Consider the following 17754-nt stretch of genomic DNA (forward strand, 5'->3'; position numbering starts at 1 on the left):
CAAGTATTTGGATAATCATCATGACCGTATCACTATCAGTTAAAAATGTTTCAACCATGGTTAACATGAATTGCTTTTCAAAGAGACATGAACACGACGATAAAAAAGAGTGCCATAAAGACACCAAAGAGTAGTGATCGAAAGTCATCTTGAAAGAATCCACCATCAGGATCAACTTTTGAAAGTGTATTTATCCCAAAAACAAATGATGTTGAGATACCTAAACAAGTAAAGAACCATAGACCCAATTGATATGGTTTCACAGCATGATCAGTGATCTGTTCTTCTATTAAAACCTTTAGACTCTTAAGTATCCAAGGATCAATTTTTGGAAAGCTCTCAAAGATTGTGGCGATAACATGGTCTTTAGCAACATCATTATCTCCAACATAAATTCCAATCACAGAAATCATCAATAGCACGGCTGGACCGAAGCTTAGAACCGTAAAGAAAGTCGTCGCACCAGCGATAACTTCACCCTTTCTCTTCTTAAAAAGAAACATGGCCGAGATCAATCTAAGAAGAAAGTTCTTCACGATCTCGAAAAATGCAATCTCCACACCATCTGGATTTGCCTTGATTTTCTTCAATGCTTTCATGGTTTAAATATCGGATTTCTCTAGTCTTTCTTTATATATTTTAATGAGTAGCTGACAAAAATAATACAGATAGAAAATGTGTAAAAGTGCCTCCCTACAAAAATACTAAGGAAATGGTAAAATAGATACGATAAGGGTAATGATCTCTTATCGAAAGTCGAAGTTTCTCGACTGATCACGGAGGATCTAATGAGAAAATTGCTACTTATTTCACTTATATCTACGTTAATGACTCCTGCTTTCGCAAGAAAGCCCGCTGTTGATCCAGTCATTGGTGTCTCAATTGAAGAATATAAGGAAGTTCCTCCAGAGCAAGCGAAGGGATTTAACTTCGAAAGAAAACCAAACTCTAGTAAAGCACAAGCAAATCCAGAGAGAATTCACTCTCCCGAAAAACTTGCTGTAGATAGCGCTACTGATGAATCAACTTCATCAGGAAAACTACTAATTCTATTTCTTATTTTCTTACCTATTGTTGCCTAGTGGGATTACATTCTACAAACTTGGAAGACGTCAAAGAGATATTCATGGTCTTGAAGATGTTGAAACAATTAAGAGCGAAGAAGAAAGTAAAGCTCATAATGACCACGAAGATCATGATGACTATGACTGGCCAAAAGCCTCATAGACCTAACCACTTCCCTTTTCCTTCATAATGAATAACTCGTTTGGTTGGACCAGACTTAATAATCAATTCCTTTTGACCATTATTATCGATATCCTTAAATCCAACTTCATAGAGTCTTCTTAAATAATTGTCTCTGTACTGTTCTTCTAACCAAATAGAGCCAAGCTTCGTCAGTTCAAAGTCTTTAAAGCTTCCATTTTCAACGACGCCACCGTAGAGAAAAGCTGATCCAGCTTTCCCAAGATAACTACTCGCTCCTGCAAAGTAATGAAAGAGAACCATTATTCTATCTTGTGAGATATTCTTTTTTAAAACTCTGTAGACTCGAGCACTGTGACCCTTGAGTGGGAATTGGAATTTATACAAGGGCTCAAAATTCTGGTCTTTAAAGTGCGCCATAATTTTTCCATCAGAGTATTCTAAGTAGAGATACTCACTTACCCCATCTCCAGTGAAATCAATTTGATACGCTTTTGAACGATTCTTATAATGAACTTTTCCAACCTTCTTTTCGACCTCCTGCACTTTACCGTTCATCATATCTATGAAGAACCACTCATCTTGAGCATAAATGTTAAAAGTCATAGATAAGGCTAGAAATAAACGTAACATAAACCTATTTTAACTCTTGGCACCATAAAGGTCTAAGCTGTTAAGTTTTCCTCCCCTGGCCATTCACAAGCCGTCCCAAAAAAGATAGACTCATATAGTTGACTATTTATGAGAGGTAATAATGCAATGCCAAATGGGGTATGTTAAAAACGCGAACCAATTAATTATAAAAGAAATGGATTTTTCTTCAAACTCTAACTCGAGTAAAGTTATTGGTTTAGATGAGCTTCAAGATCAAAATCTCCAAGTTCTCTTCTATGATGAAGAACAGCTGGCCGAAGATGATACTCTCAAAGAAGCTATGATGATCAGCTCGAAGTTCTACCCTATTAGAATTGCAAATGAACTTAGCCTAACAAAAGAGAGCTTTGAAAAGTTAGAAAACTCTCAGGCCCAGGAAGTTCTTAGTAAGGTTCTTAGTAATTGGATTCTACAAAATAATATCATCCTTCTAGAAGAACTCTATCAAGTTGTAGATCACCTCAATGCTCTTTGGCCAAATGATAGAACTGCTTTCTTTGAAGAGCTTTGGTTTATCCTCAAAAATAATCTCGGAGCAAGTTCAATCAGACTTATCTACAACGACCTTAAGAAGATCGGTAAGAATGATGATAAGAACACACTTATCCAGGTAACGATTGAAGGTGACAAAATAGCCGAATCCGAAAGAAGGGGACGTGAATTCGAAAAGAAACTTATGGACAACTATAAGGAAGAATTCGTTAACCAATTCACTGTAGCAGAATATCTTCCGGAAAAAGGTCAACTTGTATTGGCCGGCTCAATCAAGAAGAGCCCATTTCTTGTAATGGCCACAGTTTCTGAATTTACGAGACTTCAGCAATCAATCGTTCAAACATTTATTCAGTCTCTATCGAGATAACAAATACTTGGCCAAGGTTTTATCCTTGGCCTTCTTGTAAATACTTCTAGTAACCTATTTTCACTTGTCTATCTGTTAAAAAAAAATCTATTTTCCATCAAAATTAAATTCTGGGGGAAAATATGAGAAAGTTCTTAGCTCTTTGTTCAATTCTAATGGCATTTTCGGCGACAGCGAAAATGGAAAGTGTATCTTTTGAAAACTATCCAATTTGTTCAGACATTGTGGAAATGGAATTCAATATAGTTTATAAACTCTACTGTGAGTCTGATAAGGCATACACACTTGAGTCTATGTGTGACAAGCTTTATCCATATGCTGCTGGTGGATTTGGTGAAGCAGATCTTGCTTACGACAGATACTGTAGATAATTAAATAAAACAAGTGCAGCCTGTGTACAATATTCGGGCTGCACGAACTCAATTCTTAATATTTGTTCACTTTTGTACCGATTTAATAGGTATGAAAGACTTTAAACTAATTCTAATTTTCTCACTCATTCAATTAAACACTCAAGCTTTCATACAAAGCCTTGAAGAGTTTTCGAAAACAAATCTTAAAATCACAGAAGAAATTGATGATGTTCAAATTGATTCTTTTCACGAAGATAAAGAAACTACTACCTATTGGTATGAAAATGCAAAACTTCAAAAGAAGATAAATGAAGAGTCACTACTCTCTCATAGGCCATGTAATCATCAGAATAAATCACTCGATTCTAATTTGGCCAAGGAGAAGTCTTATCAAAGTAAGTTAGGACTTCTTTTAAAATATAATAATAAAGAGTTTAAAGATCTAAAATTTCCAATTCAAGAGTCAGCAAAAGTTGGTGAGTACTTAAATAAAATTTTCAAACAAGGTTCTTCACAACGCTATCAAACTCTTAGAGATGCCAAGAGCGACTTAAGCTTTGAAGAAAAAATTAAACTTGCCTCTTACATAGGAAAAAGGTTTGATTCCAATTATGATTTTGAAAGAGCGAAAGAAGGGACTGATGCAAGCCAAGGTATAGTCACTCTTCAACAATTAATTGATGGTTACAATATTAAGAAAAGATCAGGAATCTGTCGTGATATAGCCGTTGGCCAAGTCCAGATTTTGAATGAAATGGGATTAAAGTGTAAAGTCACAGGTTATGAAACGGCAAGAGCGACTGGTCACGCGACGGTAGCCTGCAGCGATCCTAAGGACCCTGACAAGACAATTAGAATAAATTACGGTGAAGTTATGGCAAGTAATCAATCAGGAACTCTTGCCCTTACACAAAATGGGATTATTCCTGCGACAACAGTTAGCTATAGACTCTATGATGAGAATGGAAAGTTTGTAAGTGCCCTAAAAACAGATCTTGGAAAAATGCTTACTGATGTTTCAGGTGGAAAGCCTGAAGAAATAGACTGGCAAGAAAGGTTTAACTCGAATATTGCGAAAGTTAATCTCTTTAATGCTGGCCAAGTCTTCTACGGAGAAACAGTTGATGGTCAAACAGTGATTGGAATTGCTTCTGATATAAAAGGAAAGTATGACTTTGATATCGCTGATCTCGATTTATCAACAGGTGGAACCTTTGCTCATGTTAAAAATAAATTTGCCCCTGAAACCGATCAGGCCCTCTTCTTCTTTAGAGTAAATGCTGATCTAAAATCTAAGCCACTTCAAGTGACAGAGAAGGTTGATGTTAAGGCTAAACTAGGTGCAGTTCAAACAAGTACTGTTCAATTTGGTATTGGTGATAAAGCAGAGGATAAGACCAATTCCAACTTCGCTCTTGATCTTGTTCCGGCATTAGAAATGCAAGCCAAAGTGACTAATTCAACAATGGCCACAATCTCAGGAGGAAGCAAATTTGAATTAGGACAAGAAGATTTTCGAGACGTAGATAGCGATTACATGATGGCCAGATCAGCCGATTTTGTTCATACAAGATTTGATCATCAAGTAACAGATACACTTTCAGTCGCCGCCACTGCAGTAGTTATTAATAGAAATCAACTTGGAAGAACCGGACGTTTCGGAGCAGAAGTTGAAGGTCAAAGTTTTAAATCAACTTTGGTCTATGATACGAGATTAGATAAAACAACACCAGGATTTGTCCCTGGAGCAACTCCAACAGTGACATTTGAACATCAGCAAAAAATAAATAATCATGTGAATATTTCGGGAGGGGTTATGAGACCTCTTGCCGGAGCAAAAGAGACGACTCTATTTATGGGTGTTGAACTCTTATATTGAATTAGCGGGAGCTAAGCTAGCTCCCAAATCCTCTGAGTTGTTCTCCACCAAGTACATGGAAATGAGTATGAAAAACAGTCTGACAACCATGTGGACCAAGATTAGTCACAACTCTAAAACCATTCTTCTCTAACTCATTGCTCTTAGTAAACTTTGAGATCCCTTGGAAAATATCGGCCAGTTGCTCAGGAGAATTTTCAGAAATCTCATTTACATTAGCTGTGTGCTCTCTATGAATGAAGAGATAGTGTTCCTTTGCCTGTGGTTGAATATCTTTAAAACCTACAACCTTTTCATCTTCGTAAACTTTTGAACTTGGAATCTCTCCCGCTAAAATCTTACAAAATAAACAATCAGACATTCCTACTCCTAATCAATTTTTTCAATAGTGGCACCAAGGGCCTGAAGCTTCATCGTGAGATTTTCATAACCTCTTTCAAGGTGATAGATTCTATCAATAATTGTCTCACCTTCTGCACAAAGAGCGGCCAAGACAAGTGCAGCCGAAGCTCTTAAGTCAGTACACATAACAGGTGCGGCCTTAAGTTGTTGAGGGGCTTCAATAAAAACAGCCTTTCCCTCTTGAGTAATTTGTGCTCCTAATCTCATTAGCTCAGGAACATGCATAAATCTATTTTCAAAAATATTTTCTTTTACAAATGAGTTACCATCAACTTGTGTAAATAAGGCCACCATTTGTGCTTGAACATCAGTCGGGAATCCTGGGTATGGTGCAGTCTCAATCTTAGCACCTTTAAGCTTAGAAGGACTAACTTGAACAAAGTCTTTTCCAATCTCAAGTTGAGCACCCATTTCTTTAAGCTTATCGAGAACAAATTCTAAATGCTCAGGATTAAAGTTAGTCACTTTAATCGAAGAGTTTGTCATAAGACCTGCAATGACATATGTGGCAGCTTCAATTCTATCGCCAATGGCTTCGTAGTCTGTAGAGCATAGCTCTTTAACACCTTCAATCGTAATTTTAGAAGTTCCGATTCCTGAAATTTTTGCTCCCATAGCATTTAGGAAGTTAGCAAGATCATCAATCTCAGGTTCCATTGCAGCATTTTCAATAACTGTCGTTCCCTCTGCATATACTGCTGCCATCATAAGGTTTTCAGTTGCACCAACAGATGGAAAAGTAAGAGGAAGTTTAACGCCTTTTAAACCTGTTTCAGAATTAGCTTCAACATAACCTGCATTAAGATCAATTTTTGCTCCCATCTTCTCTAGATTCGAAAGGTGAATATCAATTGGTCTTGTTCCAATGGCACAGCCACCAGGTAAAGAGACTTTCGCCTTATTAAGCCTTCCTAAAAGTGGGCCAAGAACAAAGATTGATGCTCTCATCGTTTTTACAAGATCATAAGTAGCTTCATGACTATTTAAAGTCGAAGCGTCGAAGATCGTTGTATCTCCATCTTTAGAAATCGTTACGCCAAGGTTCTCAAGTAACTTCAGCATTGTTCTTATATCTCTTAAATCTGGAAGATTCTTTAACCTAACTTCTTTATCAGTTAGTAAGACAGCTGCAAGAATTGGAAGATAAGCATTCTTCGCACGAGAGATTGCCACCTCTCCAGATAATTTAACTGGTCCATTAACTTTTAGTTTTTGCATTTCTTTATACCTTTTAGGAAGCGATCGCGACCTGTATAGTCCTTTATCACTTCAACATCTGTAAAATTAAATTGTTCTAATAAAGTTTTCTGTCCTTGAAGGTGATCTTCATGACCCTCCATAAAGAACAGTCCTTCTTCAAGTAAAGCTTCATCAACTTGTTTAAAAAAGTCTGTAAACCATTGGTCATACTTAGCGTCTTTTATATAGAGCGCAAGATGTGGCTCATAACTCTCAACCTGACCATGTACTTTATGACGGTCATCTTCCTCTTTAATATAAGGAGGATTGGAAACAATGAGATGAAATTTCTCAGTCACACCAGCAAGACGATCTGTTTGGATGAAATCTAGTTGGGAATCTTTTGAATATTTAAAACGGAGGAAGAAGTTATTCTTCTTTGCAACGTTGAGTGCATCTTCTGAAATATCTGTCGCCAAAGCATCAACGGGAAAGTCTAGCTCTTGAATTAGAGAAAGAGCAATCGCTCCACTCCCGGTTCCAACGTCGACAAATTTTAATCTTTCATCAAGAGAACGATGGAGCTTATTTGCAAACTGAGCTGCTCTTTCAACAAGAATCTCAGTTTCATTGCGAGGAATAAGGACATTCTCATTAACAATAAACTCTGACCTATAAAAGTAGGCGCGACTTCTTATATACTCAAGAGGGACACCTTTTTCTAGAGAATCAAAGAATCTCTTCTGTTGCTCATCTTCACTATAGTGCTGCAGCTCTTGCATTAGACGATGGAGAGATATTCCTGGATAGTTTTCTTCCAGGAACTCTCTCTTATCTTCATAGAATTTCTTTGTGAATTTTTCTAGTGAGTGACTTTCCATTTTCACCTCAGTTCTTTAGAAGAACAAGTCTCTTTACTCTTCCTGACCCTTCATAAGTTCAGCTTGATTATGAGCGATAAGTGCATCTACAACAGGACTCAAGTCCCCTTCAATAATCTTATCTAGAGAATAAAGAGTTAACCCAATTCTGTGATCAGATAATCTTCCCTGAGGATAGTTATATGTTCTAATTCTTTCAGAACGGTCCCCAGTTCCAATAAGTCCTTTTCTCTCAGCAGCTTCTTCAGCATTCTTTTCCTGAAGAAGTTTATCAAAGATTCTGGCCGCAAGAATCTTCAGGGCCTTCTCTTTGTTCTTAATCTGAGATTTTTGATCTTGGTTATAAACGGCAATTCCAGTAGGAATGTGAGTTGCTCTAACGGCAGAGTCAGTTGTGTTAACGTGCTGACCACCAGATCCAGAAGCTCTCATAACCTCAATTTTGACGTCATTCATATCAAGTTGCCAATCGAGATCTTCAGTCTCAGGCATAACTGCAACAGTAATTGTCGAAGTATGGACACGGCCTTGAGATTCAGTCTTAGGAACACGCTGAACTCTGTGTACACCTGATTCGTACTTAAGTTTTGAAAAGACCTTATCCCCTGAAACAGAGAAGATAACTTCTTTAATACCTTCATCATTTTGAGAGATTGAGTCGATATCTGTTTTCCACCCTTGTTCACGGCAGTAGTTCTGGTACATTCTCAGAACGTCACCAACAAAGATAGAGGCCTCATCTCCACCAGCACCAGCTCTGATTTCAACCATAACGTTCTTTTCATCAAGAGGGTCTTTTGGAAGTAAGAGGATTTTAAGTCTTTCTTGCATTGGCTCAAGTTTAGGCTCGCACTCAGCGATAACCTCTTTGGCCATTTCTCTCATATCTTCATCTTTTTCGTTCTTTAAGATTTCTTTCGATTCCTCGATATCAGAGACTAGAGTTCTATACTCTTTATAAACTTCAACTAGTTCTTCAACTGCAGCTCTTTCAGATGAGATTTTTTTGAACTCATCCTGTCTATCATAAATTGTTGGATCTGCTAGTTTCTCCGTTAGGACTTCATACCTATCAATAACGGCATCTAGTTTATCAAACATACTCATAAGAGATTCCTTTCTATAAATAACAACGCCCCGATTGGGGCGTCAGTTATTAGCTATTCATTGATTCCATGAATTCTGTATTTGTTTTCGTCTTTGTGATTCTTTGAAGCATGAACTCCATCGCATCAATAGTCGACATTGGGTGGAGAACTTTTCTAAGAACATAAGTTCTTTGAAGATCGGCTTGCTCCATAAGAAGGTCTTCTTTACGAGTAGAAGACTTATTAATATCTAGAGCTGGGAAGATTCTCTTCTCTAGAAGTTTTCTATCAAGTTGAATCTCTGAGTTACCAGTTCCTTTGAATTCTTCGAAAATAACTTCGTCCATTCTTGAACCAGTATCCACAAGAGCTGTTGCAATAATTGTAAGAGAACCACCGTTCTCGATATTTCTAGCAGCACCGAAGAATCTCTTTGGTCTGTGTAGAGCGTTTGAGTCAACCCCACCAGAAAGGATCTTTCCAGATGGTGGAACAACAGTGTTATAAGCTCTTGCAAGACGAGTAATTGAGTCAAGAAGGATAACAACATCTTTTCCTGCTTCAGTTAATCTCTTTGCTTTTTCTAGAACCATCTCTGCAACTTGAACGTGTCTATTTGCTGGCTCATCAAATGTAGATGATACAACTTCAGCATCAACGTTACGTTTCATATCAGTTACTTCTTCCGGTCTTTCATCAATCAGAAGAACAATTAGACTTGTGTCAGGGTGATTAGAAGTAATTGCATTAGCAACTTCTTGTAGTAAGTGCGTCTTACCTGCTTTTGGTGGAGCTACAATAAGACATCTTTGACCAAAACCTTGTGGAACAAACATGTCGATAAGTCTTGTCGAGTAGTTTGTCGGCTTAAATTCAAGGTTGATTTTCTGCTGTGGATAAAGCGGAGTTAAGTTATCAAAGAGTACTGTTTTCTTATGTGCTTCAGGAGTTTGTCCGTTAATCGTATTAACTTTTAGTAGCGCAAAGTATCTTTCATTATCTTTTGGAGGTCGAATTTGACCTTCTAATGAATCACCTTTTCTAAGACCAAATCTTCTAATCTGACTTGGACTTACGTAGATATCATCGGCACCAGGAAGGTAGTTATACCCTGGTGATCTTAAGAATCCAAAACCGTCAGGAAGGATTTCAAGTACCCCTGCTCCAAAGATTTCTTCATCATTCTTGGCATGTGTTTTAAGAATTGCGAAAATCAACTCGTGCTTTTTAAGACCTGCAGAGTTTTCAATCTTCATCTTCCCTGCCATCTTGTTTAACTCAGTGATTTCTTTTTCTCTAAGATCATTAAGATGCATACTAAAATTTTCTCCTGATATAATTTAAACGATATTTTTTGATTATTTATTAAAAGGTAATATTCCTGTCTTTAAATAAAGATTTTTGGACGTTAATGTCGGTGGAATTGTCTTATTAAGATAAACTCATATTATTCTCTAACCCTTTTATAGTCAAGCTCTTTGCCCGTAAGTGTAATATTGACTTAATGCACAAGTCGACCTACTTTATAACTATGCAAGATTTTAAAAACTTTCCAAATTTTTCTAAATTTGCGGGAAAGAACCTAATGGCCATAGATTATGGCGAAAAGGTTATTGGCCTCGCCTCTTTCACTCCAGGTCGAGAACCATTTCCTCTAGGCAGAGGGAGAATCATCAATGAAGGTTTTGAGAAATTCATCTCTCAACTTACTGAAATTATAGAAGAAGACTTTGTCGAAGTGATTATCTTTGGAGTTCCCTATTTAACAGATGGAACCGAGACAGATAAGTCTCGTGAGATGATTAATAAGATGAATAAACTTAGTGAAGTCTTTACTGATATCGAATTTCATCAGCAAGATGAAACCCTAACTACCGAAGCGGCCAAAGAGAGAATGCTTAACTCTGCGCAATACAATTTTCAAATTGATCCAAAGAAAATAGATGAAGTTTCCGCCATCATAATACTCGAGGATTTCATTTCGAAAACATAATTGTTGCAAAGTTTTTTTAAGTAGATATCCTTACTTTATGAGCAAAAGAAATCTTATTATTTTTTTAGTGTTGGCACCAATGCTTGCTTTAGTCATGTCAGGTGCTCAAGTTTATTATGCCATTTACATCTGGGCCTATAATGGGCAAGAAACTGTTTTTACAATCAGACCAGGTGATACTTTTGGATCAATTAACTACCGTCTTGATGAAAGTAAAATGATCTACAGTGCCAGGCTCTTCCATCGCTTTGTGAAGTTTAATAATAAGTTAACTTCATTCAAGGCCGGTCAGTATAATATGACTCCGGGAATGACGATGGTCGACACTCTTGATCTTCTAACAAGCGGAAAATCTATTACAACGAAGGTGACTATTCCAGAAGGAAGAAACCTCTTTCAAATTGCTGAAATTCTAGAAAGCAATGGTATTACAAAAGCAGAAGAGTTCATTAAGTATGCAAAGGATGAAGCCTTTATTCAAAAGCTAGGAATTCCTAGTCATAGAGCAGAAGGTTACCTCTATCCAGAAACATATAGTTTCCAAGAAAATACTCCCGCCCCTCTTGTCATTAAAACGATGGTTAATCTTTTTAACAAGCAGACTGAAGGACTAGATTTTTCTAAGCAAAAGCTAAGTAAGCATGAAGTTATTATTCTGGCCTCTATTGTTGAAAAAGAAACTGGTGCGAAGTTCGAAAGACCTGCAATTGCTGGTGTTTTCCACAACAGGCTAAAGAAGAGAATGAGACTTCAATCAGACCCTACAACTATTTACGGGATCTACGAAAACTATAATGGAAACCTAAGAAAGAGACATCTCTTAGAAAAAACTCCATACAATACTTATAAAATTCCCGCACTGCCAGTTGGCCCAATTTCAAATCCTGGACTTGAATCAATAAAAGCAGTTCTAAACCCTGAAAAGCATAATTACCTCTACTTTGTAAGTAAGAATGATGGAACACATATTTTCTCTGAGACCTACTCTCAACATAGAAGAGCCGTTAATAAATGGCAGAAAACGAGAAGTATAGAGAAGGTAAAAGTTGGCGTAATCTTAAGCAATAAGGACGATCATGAAACTTTGGTCATGCTACAATAGTGACTATATTGGTGAAAGATTCGAATCTTTAATTGAAGATGTAAAAGAGTTCACTCTATGGCAAAACTTCGAAGACTCGAGAGAGAAATTCACAGGGGTTTTGATTAAAATAACTCAAGAAAGCTGTGTCTTAAAACTTGATGAAAAATATAAGGGTGCCTACGGACGAATTAATGTCCAAAATCCTCTTTTCTTCCACTGCGAAGATGAAGATGTTCTTTTTAAAAGAGATGTTTTCTCAATCACAAATGGTGAAATTAGTTTTAAAAAACCATATGAAGTAAAATTTCGAGATCGTAGAGTCTCTGATCGTTTCTATTACAAGTATCAAGACTTTAAAGATGTCTCTTATACCATTGGAGCCAGCGAGGATATTAAATCAGCAATTCTTACAGATATTTCTACGGCTGGTATTAGTTTCGTTGTTGATCAATCAGAAAGAGATAAGCTTAAAAAGGATTATATCCTCTCGATTAGAACGATTACAGATCAAGAAATACCTAAAGGCCACAAGGCCCAAATCATAGATGTTCAACCCTTCTCTCTTTCAAGAGAATCTGATTCGAAGCTTATTCGTATCGGATGCACTTTTATAGAATCTCTTGATTCTATTACCTATAAATCAATTGGAAGTGTCATCAAGAAAAAGCAACAAAGAGTTAAAGGACTTGATACAGATAAATTCAATGGCCTCAATCCTGAGGACTTTGAAAAGACCATTGCTTCTATTAGATCCAAGAATCCCCAACTCGCGGCCAATATTAGAGATAGAGTTGAAGATATAGACAGACTTCGCTACTTAACGACTGATATGAAGAGACAGTTTCTCTTAGATGTGAATCATGATCTCTTAGCAGCTTCTTTAAGGTTATCAAGTAAAGAGCTGATTCTCGATCTTCTCTCTGAAGTTACTGATAGTATCCGAGATGAGTTCTTAGAAAAGCTCGACCTTCCTAAGCCCGCATCGGCCATCAATAAGGCGCAAGACGAAATTGTGAAATATATTCGAGATAAAGAAAAGTCTGGTGAATTAGTCTTAGATCCAAGATCATTTGTAAGATACGTCTAAAGAAATAAGGGAGCCTTCAAAGCTCCCTTTTTTATTAATAATCTAATCCCGATTTTCTTATGTGGACTTTAACATCTGCTGCAGGGTTAAGTTCATAGCTTGAAAGAACTTCTGCAAAGATAATATCGTGATCTCCTGGTGAAGCTTTTGAGACCATTTTACATTCCATAGCAGACTTAGCTTCATTAATAATCACGCCCCCATTTTCTCCAAGTTTATGATCAATCTCTCCAAATGGATTATCTTCAGCATCATAGCCACTCCAAAAATGTTTTAAATAATCCATATGGTGTTTACCTACAACATTAACTGAGAAGACTTCACCAGCTGTAATCTTGTCATAACCAGTTCTTCCAGGCTTGCAGGCCACGGCGATAATAAGTGGTGAGAATGAAACTTGTTGTACCCAACTGGCCAAATAACCATCCTTTGTCTCTCCATCTGTGGTGCAAACGATGAATAATCCCGACGGGATATGTCCCACGGCCAAGGCTTTTTCTCTGTCTTCCATATTTCCTCCCTAAAATGATTTTATCGAATAGCGTCTTTAATATTCTACTCTAAAGTCCTCATATCTCAATGCTGCCACTGCAAATGGGCAATTTCTCAGAATGATAAAATGGAATCTCTTTAGGACAAAACTATCTCAAACTACTGAAATTACTGACTTAATTATTTTTAACTTTAAAAGCCTAGGCCGCCGATAGGTCTAACGCTAAAATGGGTCATCTCGAAGGGAGCGTAAAGCAGGAGGAATTGAGAAGGTAAAATCTGACTAATTAGCTTGGTGTGATGGCAATGCTTGCCACTTATTTTTCTACTTGTGTCAAAATTGACCAGTATTATAAAATAATGATGTTGAGCACAATAAACTATTGCTCAAGCTTATAAGGACTATAGGTTTGCTTCTCAAGGAGGAAGATTATGGAAAAGAAGGAACTAGAGTACTACAAAGAAAAACTACTCAAACTAAAAACTGAAATTTTAAATAACGGAGTTATCCGTAGAAAAGAAGATTTAGAAATTTCTTCTGATGATCTACCTGATGAAGCAGACATCGCGACAGCTGTTATCAATCAACAGGTAACATTCAATATGAGAGCTAGAGAAATGGAAAAGCTTAGAAATATTGAATTCGCTCTTCAAAGAATTGAAGAAGGAACATATGGTCACTGCGATGAGTGTGATGACCCTATTGGAAAGAAAAGACTAGAGAACCAACCATGGGCGGATCTATGTATCACTCACGCAGAAGAAAGAGAGCGTGAAGAGAATAGATTCAAAAAAGTTGGTTAATCAACTCTCAACTGCAATATCTATATTCTTATAAAAGAAAAGCCAGCTATTACAAGCTGGCTTTTTTCTCTAATTTAAAATTCTCTTGATAAACTTTGACATGTTTACCCGGGTTTAACTTTAATAACCCATTAAGTTGTTGATCTAAGCTCACCTTCTCTTCCATAGGTTGGTTAAAGCTAGCAATATTTCTGTGTTTCTTCCCTAATAAATAAGAGATTGAATTATCAGGAGTTGCCTCAAATACTCCAATTAAAACGACTAAAACTCCAAATAAAAATAGTGTCCCTTTTTTTCATGCTTCCCTCCTGGTGCATAACTTCCTGTCACTATTACTAAGAGCAAGGCCCGTGCCAAAAGCCCTATTCAGGGTTTCAACAACTTGCAAAAAAGTGGTCTCAAAACGCACTCCATTTGTACACTGACCACGAGTCATTTTGTCCAGAAAATTGACACCTATATAAAAGCTGTGCAAAGAGTATTTACAAAACGTCTGTAACCACCTGATAATACAATGTGTTTTTGGCATTCTACTTGCTTTATATTGGGTGACGATCAAGTATAACTGGGGAGCAAACTTGAGAACACCACAGCAGATTAAATTCCTATTCTTAGCAGCGACAATGGCATTTACATTTAATGCTCAGGCTAACTCATCTAAAGCAGTCTCTTTTAAAGACCTTAAAAAGAAGATTACAAAAGAAAAGTATCAAAACGAAGACTTTAACTCCCTTGCCATTTTTGAGTCTCGTTATGCTAGCTGGGGTGTAAAACCGTCTAACACGAAGTCATCTATCAACCTTGCAAAGGCTTGGAAGAAATTTGAACAAAAGAAAGAAATCGTTGTTGCAGTTGTTGATACTGGAATTGATCCTAATCACCCATTCCTTAAAGATAATATCTATGTTCCAAATGGAGCCTCAAGCTCAACTAACTATGGAATTGATTTCTCAAAAGGAAGAAAGTACGCAACAAGACCATTTGATACACATGGACATGGAACTCACGTCTCTGGAATCGTAAAAAGTGTTTTCCCAAAAGTTAAAATTCTTCCTTTGAAGTATTACAATAGAACTGCTTCAGGAAAAGATAACTTAGACTCAACTATTCAAGCTCTTAAGTACGCTGTAGATCAGGGTGTTGATATCATCAATTACTCAGGTGGTGGACCAGAGCCAGATCTAGAAGAGCTAGAAATCCTAAAGAAAGCTGAAAGAAAAGGTATTCTTATTGTTGCAGCAGCAGGAAATGAAGAGTCAAATATTGATAATAAGAAGAATGCTTATTTCCCAGCTAGTTATAAGCTTTCAAATATCATTACTGTAACTGCTCACGATCAAAACTTACAAGTTCTTAGTTCATCAAACTACGGAAAAGTAAGTGTTGATATTGCGGCCCCTGGATCAAGAATTAAATCAGCGGTTCCAAGATCAAGAGCAAACTTTTTAACTGGAACAAGTCAGGCAACGGCATTTGTTTCAGGAGTTGCAGCAATGCTTAAAGCACAATTTCCTAATCTAAAGCCACATGATTTAAAGAAAATCATCACGCTTTCAGCAAAGAAGGAGTTTACCCTAATTGGAAAGTGTCGTTCAGAAGGTCGACTAGATGCTACAAGAGCTCAATCACTAGCAACGCAAATGTTCAGACAAAATAATGATAAGAGAACTTTTGCAAAAGCTAAGAAGCAACAAAAGAGAAATATTGCTAACTCTAAAGAGTCAGGAAAAATTATCTACAGACTAAAGAAATAATCTATTAGGCCAGAGAAACTGGCCTAGTTAAATTTTTGATAAGAAAAATAAGCTAAAGACAGCCCTACCGCTAAAGTTAAAAAGAGAATTCCTACAATAATTGATGAAACAGAAATTCTTCCTCCTCCAAAGAGGTTTAGACGACTGTTTTTTCGGTTGGCCTTTTTTATGGCCTTACTCTCATTGACGACAGTCTTGATCTGATCAAAGAGCGACAGAGTTGCACTTTGTACAGTTTCTTGCTTCTCATTAAGTGGCTTCCAAATCTCTTCCTCATCCACATCGTTTTCCATCAATTCAAGAATTAAATCTCTTAATTCATGGAGATAAAGTGCTCGGTGTTGATCCTCAAGAGAAGCTTCTGAATAAAAGAAGTCTAAAAGATCATTATACCTCATTTTGGTTTTATTTAAGTAGTGCTTAAACTTAACCTCATCCTTGAATAACTTGTAGTTCTCTCTTTCTAAAAGAGAAAGACCTTCCCAGTAATTCTCACGAATCGTATAGAAACTCTTCTCCCCTAGAGGTTCTCCTAGAAGATTGAAATTGAGATTATATCCACATGATAGGCAAATACCTTCTTCAATTAAGAAGTTTTGGCATTTCGGGCATTGCTGCGCTTTGGAAATATGATTGATATTTTCAAAATTGTGGGCGTGTTCTTTTACGTCTTGTAGAAAGTCTGTATCCATAATTAAATTGTAATAAAGTCCCTCTTTAATTGGCAAATTTATTTTAGAGAAAGTAGAATAGCTCTATGAAAACATTGCTTGAAAATAAAATGAAAATTATCTATCTCTTAGCTGGTGGCCTCTATGCCTTAGCATTTCCCTTCAAGGATAGTTTTCATCTCTTTCCAGCAATTATACTTTCTGCGGCCATCTACTTTTCACAATTCTTTGATAAGGACGTAAAGCTAAAATCAGTTCTTATCAATACCCTACTCTTTCTCTGGGGTTACAATCTTGTTGGATACTACTGGTTAACATTTACCTTACAAGTTTTTGGGGGACTCTTTCCTCCATTTAATATTCTTATGTGGCAGCTCTTTACTCTTATTATTGCTCCCCAGTTTTATCTCTTTGTTTTGATCTACTTCTTTATTAAGAAAAAGTTCCCAGCACTTCTTAGTATTAAGAATAGATTTTTACCAATTGCCATGGCAACACTATGGGTAGTCCTAGAGTATTATACGCCACAACAGTTTCCAGCTCTTTTCGGACATCCTTGGTTAGCACTCGCTCCAAAGCTAAAATTTGCTCCAATTTTTGGAACACCAATCTTTTCATTTCTTAGTGTCTATATTGGAATTTGTCTTTATCTACTGACTATTCAAAAACAAAGAAATAAATTTCCTTGGCTCGTTATCATTAGTACCCTAATCATACAGTTTTCTCTTGGAGATATTCAGACTCCCAATAGCAATGATAAAACTCGTCTAAGGCTAGTACAGGCCAATATTGGAAATGACCTCAAACTCAAGTCGGAAAATGGAATTCAACTGGCTTCAAATCAAGTTGTTAATGTTTTTAAAGACATGAGCTCTAAAGAATATACAGAAAAACCAGATCTCATAATTTGGCCTGAGACTTCTTATCCAAGAATATTATCAACAACTCAAAGAAAGAGTGTCCCTTACGAACTTGCTTCTCTTGTAAGAAAAATGGAAACCAACTTCTTTATTGGGACATATGATCTTGCGAGCTACAGGGCTGACCTTTTTGAACAACAGTACAACACGGCAATTTTAATTAACGACCAAGGGAAAATTGCTCAAACATATCACAAGAGAATACTCATTCCCTTTGGAGAAGGGCTACCTTTTGGACCACTAAATCGCTACTTTGCGAAAGTCATCAAGAATATCTCTTTCTTCGCTAAAGGAGAGAATTACACTCACTTTAAATATGATAATCAAAGTTTCATGAGTTTAATTTGTTATGAAGTCCTCTTTCCTCGTTATGTAATGGATTATCTTAATAGTTTAGAAGAACGACCTCGCTATATTATCAACCTCACTAATGATTCTTGGTATG

The 17754-nt window shown here is 36.8% G+C and carries 20 protein-coding genes; 11 read left to right on the forward strand and 9 right to left on the reverse strand.

Annotated features, from left to right (window positions below):
• Nucleotides 1-77 precede the first annotated feature (77 nt).
• On the reverse strand, nt 78-599 hold the full coding sequence (locus M901_RS04445) for a YhjD/YihY/BrkB family envelope integrity protein (protein WP_021276995.1): 522 nt from the start codon (nt 597-599) through the stop codon (nt 78-80).
• A 189-nt stretch (nt 600-788) separates the two neighbouring features.
• Here M901_RS04445 and M901_RS04450 point away from each other — a divergent pair, with 189 nt between their 5' ends.
• Together M901_RS04450 and M901_RS17415 are read left to right on the forward strand one after the other, a co-directional pair.
• Nucleotides 789-1082, forward strand: a complete 294-nt coding sequence (locus M901_RS04450; RefSeq protein ID WP_021276990.1) for a hypothetical protein — start codon at nt 789-791, stop codon at nt 1080-1082.
• On the forward strand, nt 1075-1227 hold the full coding sequence (locus M901_RS17415) for a hypothetical protein (RefSeq protein WP_021277007.1): 153 nt from the start codon (nt 1075-1077) through the stop codon (nt 1225-1227). The genes M901_RS04450 and M901_RS17415 overlap by 8 nt, the downstream gene beginning before the upstream one ends.
• Here the strand turns inward: M901_RS17415 and M901_RS04455 are convergent.
• Nucleotides 1222-1812, reverse strand: coding sequence for a hypothetical protein (locus M901_RS04455; RefSeq protein WP_021276993.1), 591 nt, complete (start codon nt 1810-1812; stop codon nt 1222-1224). The genes M901_RS17415 and M901_RS04455 overlap by 6 nt on opposite strands.
• Nucleotides 1813-1960: 148 nt before the next feature.
• On the opposite strand from M901_RS04455, the gene M901_RS04460 reads away from it, so the two are divergent.
• From M901_RS04460 to M901_RS04470, 3 genes are all read left to right on the forward strand, one after another.
• A complete protein-coding gene (locus M901_RS04460; RefSeq protein WP_021276999.1) occupies nt 1961-2722 on the forward strand; it encodes a hypothetical protein in 762 nt (253 codons plus the stop codon).
• Between the two features lie 122 nt (nt 2723-2844).
• Entirely contained in the window at nt 2845-3093 is a 249-nt protein-coding gene (locus tag M901_RS04465; protein WP_021276997.1) for a hypothetical protein, read from the forward strand.
• A gap of 91 nt (nt 3094-3184) precedes the next feature.
• Nucleotides 3185-4954, forward strand: coding sequence for a hypothetical protein (locus M901_RS04470; RefSeq protein ID WP_021277003.1), 1770 nt, complete (start codon nt 3185-3187; stop codon nt 4952-4954).
• 16 nt (nt 4955-4970) lie between these two features.
• Here M901_RS04470 and M901_RS04475 read toward each other — a convergent pair whose 3' ends face one another.
• The 5 genes from M901_RS04475 to rho are packed head-to-tail and all read right to left on the reverse strand — an operon-like array spanning nt 4971 to nt 9820.
• A complete protein-coding gene (locus M901_RS04475; RefSeq protein ID WP_021277004.1) occupies nt 4971-5315 on the reverse strand; it encodes a histidine triad nucleotide-binding protein in 345 nt (114 codons plus the stop codon).
• Between the two features lie 8 nt (nt 5316-5323).
• Nucleotides 5324-6574: a UDP-N-acetylglucosamine 1-carboxyvinyltransferase gene (murA, locus tag M901_RS04480; RefSeq protein WP_021277006.1), complete on the reverse strand. Its 1251-nt coding sequence runs from the start codon at nt 6572-6574 to the stop codon at nt 5324-5326.
• Nucleotides 6562-7416 (reverse strand): HemK/PrmC family methyltransferase, encoded by an 855-nt coding sequence (locus M901_RS04485; RefSeq protein ID WP_021276988.1) that lies wholly within the window; start codon nt 7414-7416, stop codon nt 6562-6564. Before M901_RS04485 ends, murA begins: the two co-directional genes overlap by 13 nt.
• A 33-nt stretch (nt 7417-7449) precedes the next feature.
• A complete protein-coding gene (gene prfA, locus M901_RS04490; protein ID WP_034720332.1) occupies nt 7450-8517 on the reverse strand; it encodes a peptide chain release factor 1 in 1068 nt (355 codons plus the stop codon).
• A gap of 55 nt (nt 8518-8572) precedes the next feature.
• Nucleotides 8573-9820, reverse strand: coding sequence for a transcription termination factor Rho (gene rho / locus M901_RS04495; RefSeq protein WP_021277001.1), 1248 nt, complete (start codon nt 9818-9820; stop codon nt 8573-8575).
• A gap of 215 nt (nt 9821-10035) precedes the next feature.
• On the opposite strand from rho, the gene ruvX reads away from it, so the two are divergent.
• From ruvX to M901_RS04510, 3 genes are read left to right on the forward strand one after another with little or no spacing between them, the layout of a single operon-like run.
• Nucleotides 10036-10497 (forward strand): Holliday junction resolvase RuvX, encoded by a 462-nt coding sequence (gene ruvX / locus M901_RS04500; RefSeq protein WP_021276998.1) that lies wholly within the window; start codon nt 10036-10038, stop codon nt 10495-10497.
• A gap of 37 nt (nt 10498-10534) precedes the next feature.
• Complete coding sequence (gene mltG / locus M901_RS04505) at nt 10535-11599, forward strand: endolytic transglycosylase MltG (RefSeq protein WP_081653348.1); 1065 nt, start codon at nt 10535-10537, stop codon at nt 11597-11599.
• Nucleotides 11574-12668 (forward strand): FliG C-terminal domain-containing protein, encoded by a 1095-nt coding sequence (locus M901_RS04510; RefSeq protein WP_021277002.1) that lies wholly within the window; start codon nt 11574-11576, stop codon nt 12666-12668. The genes mltG and M901_RS04510 overlap by 26 nt, the downstream gene beginning before the upstream one ends.
• Before the next feature lie 34 nt (nt 12669-12702).
• Here M901_RS04510 and M901_RS04515 read toward each other — a convergent pair whose 3' ends face one another.
• On the reverse strand, nt 12703-13179 hold the full coding sequence (locus M901_RS04515) for a flavin reductase family protein (protein ID WP_021276991.1): 477 nt from the start codon (nt 13177-13179) through the stop codon (nt 12703-12705).
• A gap of 413 nt (nt 13180-13592) precedes the next feature.
• Between M901_RS04515 and M901_RS04520 the strand changes: the two genes are divergently transcribed.
• Both M901_RS04520 and M901_RS04525 read left to right on the forward strand, forming a co-directional pair.
• On the forward strand, nt 13593-13964 hold the full coding sequence (locus tag M901_RS04520; RefSeq protein ID WP_021277005.1) for a TraR/DksA family transcriptional regulator: 372 nt from the start codon (nt 13593-13595) through the stop codon (nt 13962-13964).
• Between the two features lie 578 nt (nt 13965-14542).
• Nucleotides 14543-15718 (forward strand): S8 family peptidase, encoded by a 1176-nt coding sequence (locus tag M901_RS04525; RefSeq protein ID WP_021276996.1) that lies wholly within the window; start codon nt 14543-14545, stop codon nt 15716-15718.
• A 23-nt stretch (nt 15719-15741) separates the two neighbouring features.
• On the opposite strand, the gene M901_RS04530 is transcribed toward M901_RS04525, so the two are convergent.
• Complete coding sequence (locus M901_RS04530; protein ID WP_021276989.1) at nt 15742-16410, reverse strand: hypothetical protein; 669 nt, start codon at nt 16408-16410, stop codon at nt 15742-15744.
• A gap of 65 nt (nt 16411-16475) precedes the next feature.
• Here M901_RS04530 and lnt point away from each other — a divergent pair.
• On the forward strand, nt 16476-17754 hold a 1279-nt coding region (lnt, locus tag M901_RS04535), incomplete at its 3' end, for an apolipoprotein N-acyltransferase (protein ID WP_021276992.1).

The organism is Bacteriovorax sp. DB6_IX (assembly GCF_000447775.1).
Lineage (GTDB): Bacteria > Bdellovibrionota > Bacteriovoracia > Bacteriovoracales > Bacteriovoracaceae > Halobacteriovorax_A.

Bases quoted from the DNA above. Each gene is read 5' to 3' on its own strand.
- M901_RS04445 (WP_021276995.1), bottom strand. From the start codon at position 599: ATGAAAGCATTGAAGAAAATCAAGGCAAATCCAGATGGTGTGGAGATT.
- M901_RS04450 (WP_021276990.1), top strand. From the start codon at position 789: ATGAGAAAATTGCTACTTATTTCACTTATATCTACGTTAATGACTCCT.
- M901_RS04455 (WP_021276993.1), bottom strand. From the start codon at position 1,812: ATGACTTTTAACATTTATGCTCAAGATGAGTGGTTCTTCATAGATATG.
- M901_RS04460 (WP_021276999.1), top strand. From the start codon at position 1,961: ATGCAATGCCAAATGGGGTATGTTAAAAACGCGAACCAATTAATTATA.
- M901_RS04465 (WP_021276997.1), top strand. From the start codon at position 2,845: ATGAGAAAGTTCTTAGCTCTTTGTTCAATTCTAATGGCATTTTCGGCG.
- M901_RS04470 (WP_021277003.1), top strand. From the start codon at position 3,185: ATGAAAGACTTTAAACTAATTCTAATTTTCTCACTCATTCAATTAAAC.
- M901_RS04475 (WP_021277004.1), bottom strand. From the start codon at position 5,315: ATGTCTGATTGTTTATTTTGTAAGATTTTAGCGGGAGAGATTCCAAGT.
- murA (WP_021277006.1), bottom strand. From the start codon at position 6,574: ATGCAAAAACTAAAAGTTAATGGACCAGTTAAATTATCTGGAGAGGTG.
- M901_RS04485 (WP_021276988.1), bottom strand. From the start codon at position 7,416: ATGGAAAGTCACTCACTAGAAAAATTCACAAAGAAATTCTATGAAGAT.
- prfA (WP_034720332.1), bottom strand. From the start codon at position 8,517: ATGTTTGATAAACTAGATGCCGTTATTGATAGGTATGAAGTCCTAACG.
- rho (WP_021277001.1), bottom strand. From the start codon at position 9,820: ATGCATCTTAATGATCTTAGAGAAAAAGAAATCACTGAGTTAAACAAG.
- ruvX (WP_021276998.1), top strand. From the start codon at position 10,036: ATGCAAGATTTTAAAAACTTTCCAAATTTTTCTAAATTTGCGGGAAAG.
- mltG (WP_081653348.1), top strand. From the start codon at position 10,535: ATGAGCAAAAGAAATCTTATTATTTTTTTAGTGTTGGCACCAATGCTT.
- M901_RS04510 (WP_021277002.1), top strand. From the start codon at position 11,574: ATGAAACTTTGGTCATGCTACAATAGTGACTATATTGGTGAAAGATTC.
- M901_RS04515 (WP_021276991.1), bottom strand. From the start codon at position 13,179: ATGGAAGACAGAGAAAAAGCCTTGGCCGTGGGACATATCCCGTCGGGA.
- M901_RS04520 (WP_021277005.1), top strand. From the start codon at position 13,593: ATGGAAAAGAAGGAACTAGAGTACTACAAAGAAAAACTACTCAAACTA.
- M901_RS04530 (WP_021276989.1), bottom strand. From the start codon at position 16,410: ATGGATACAGACTTTCTACAAGACGTAAAAGAACACGCCCACAATTTT.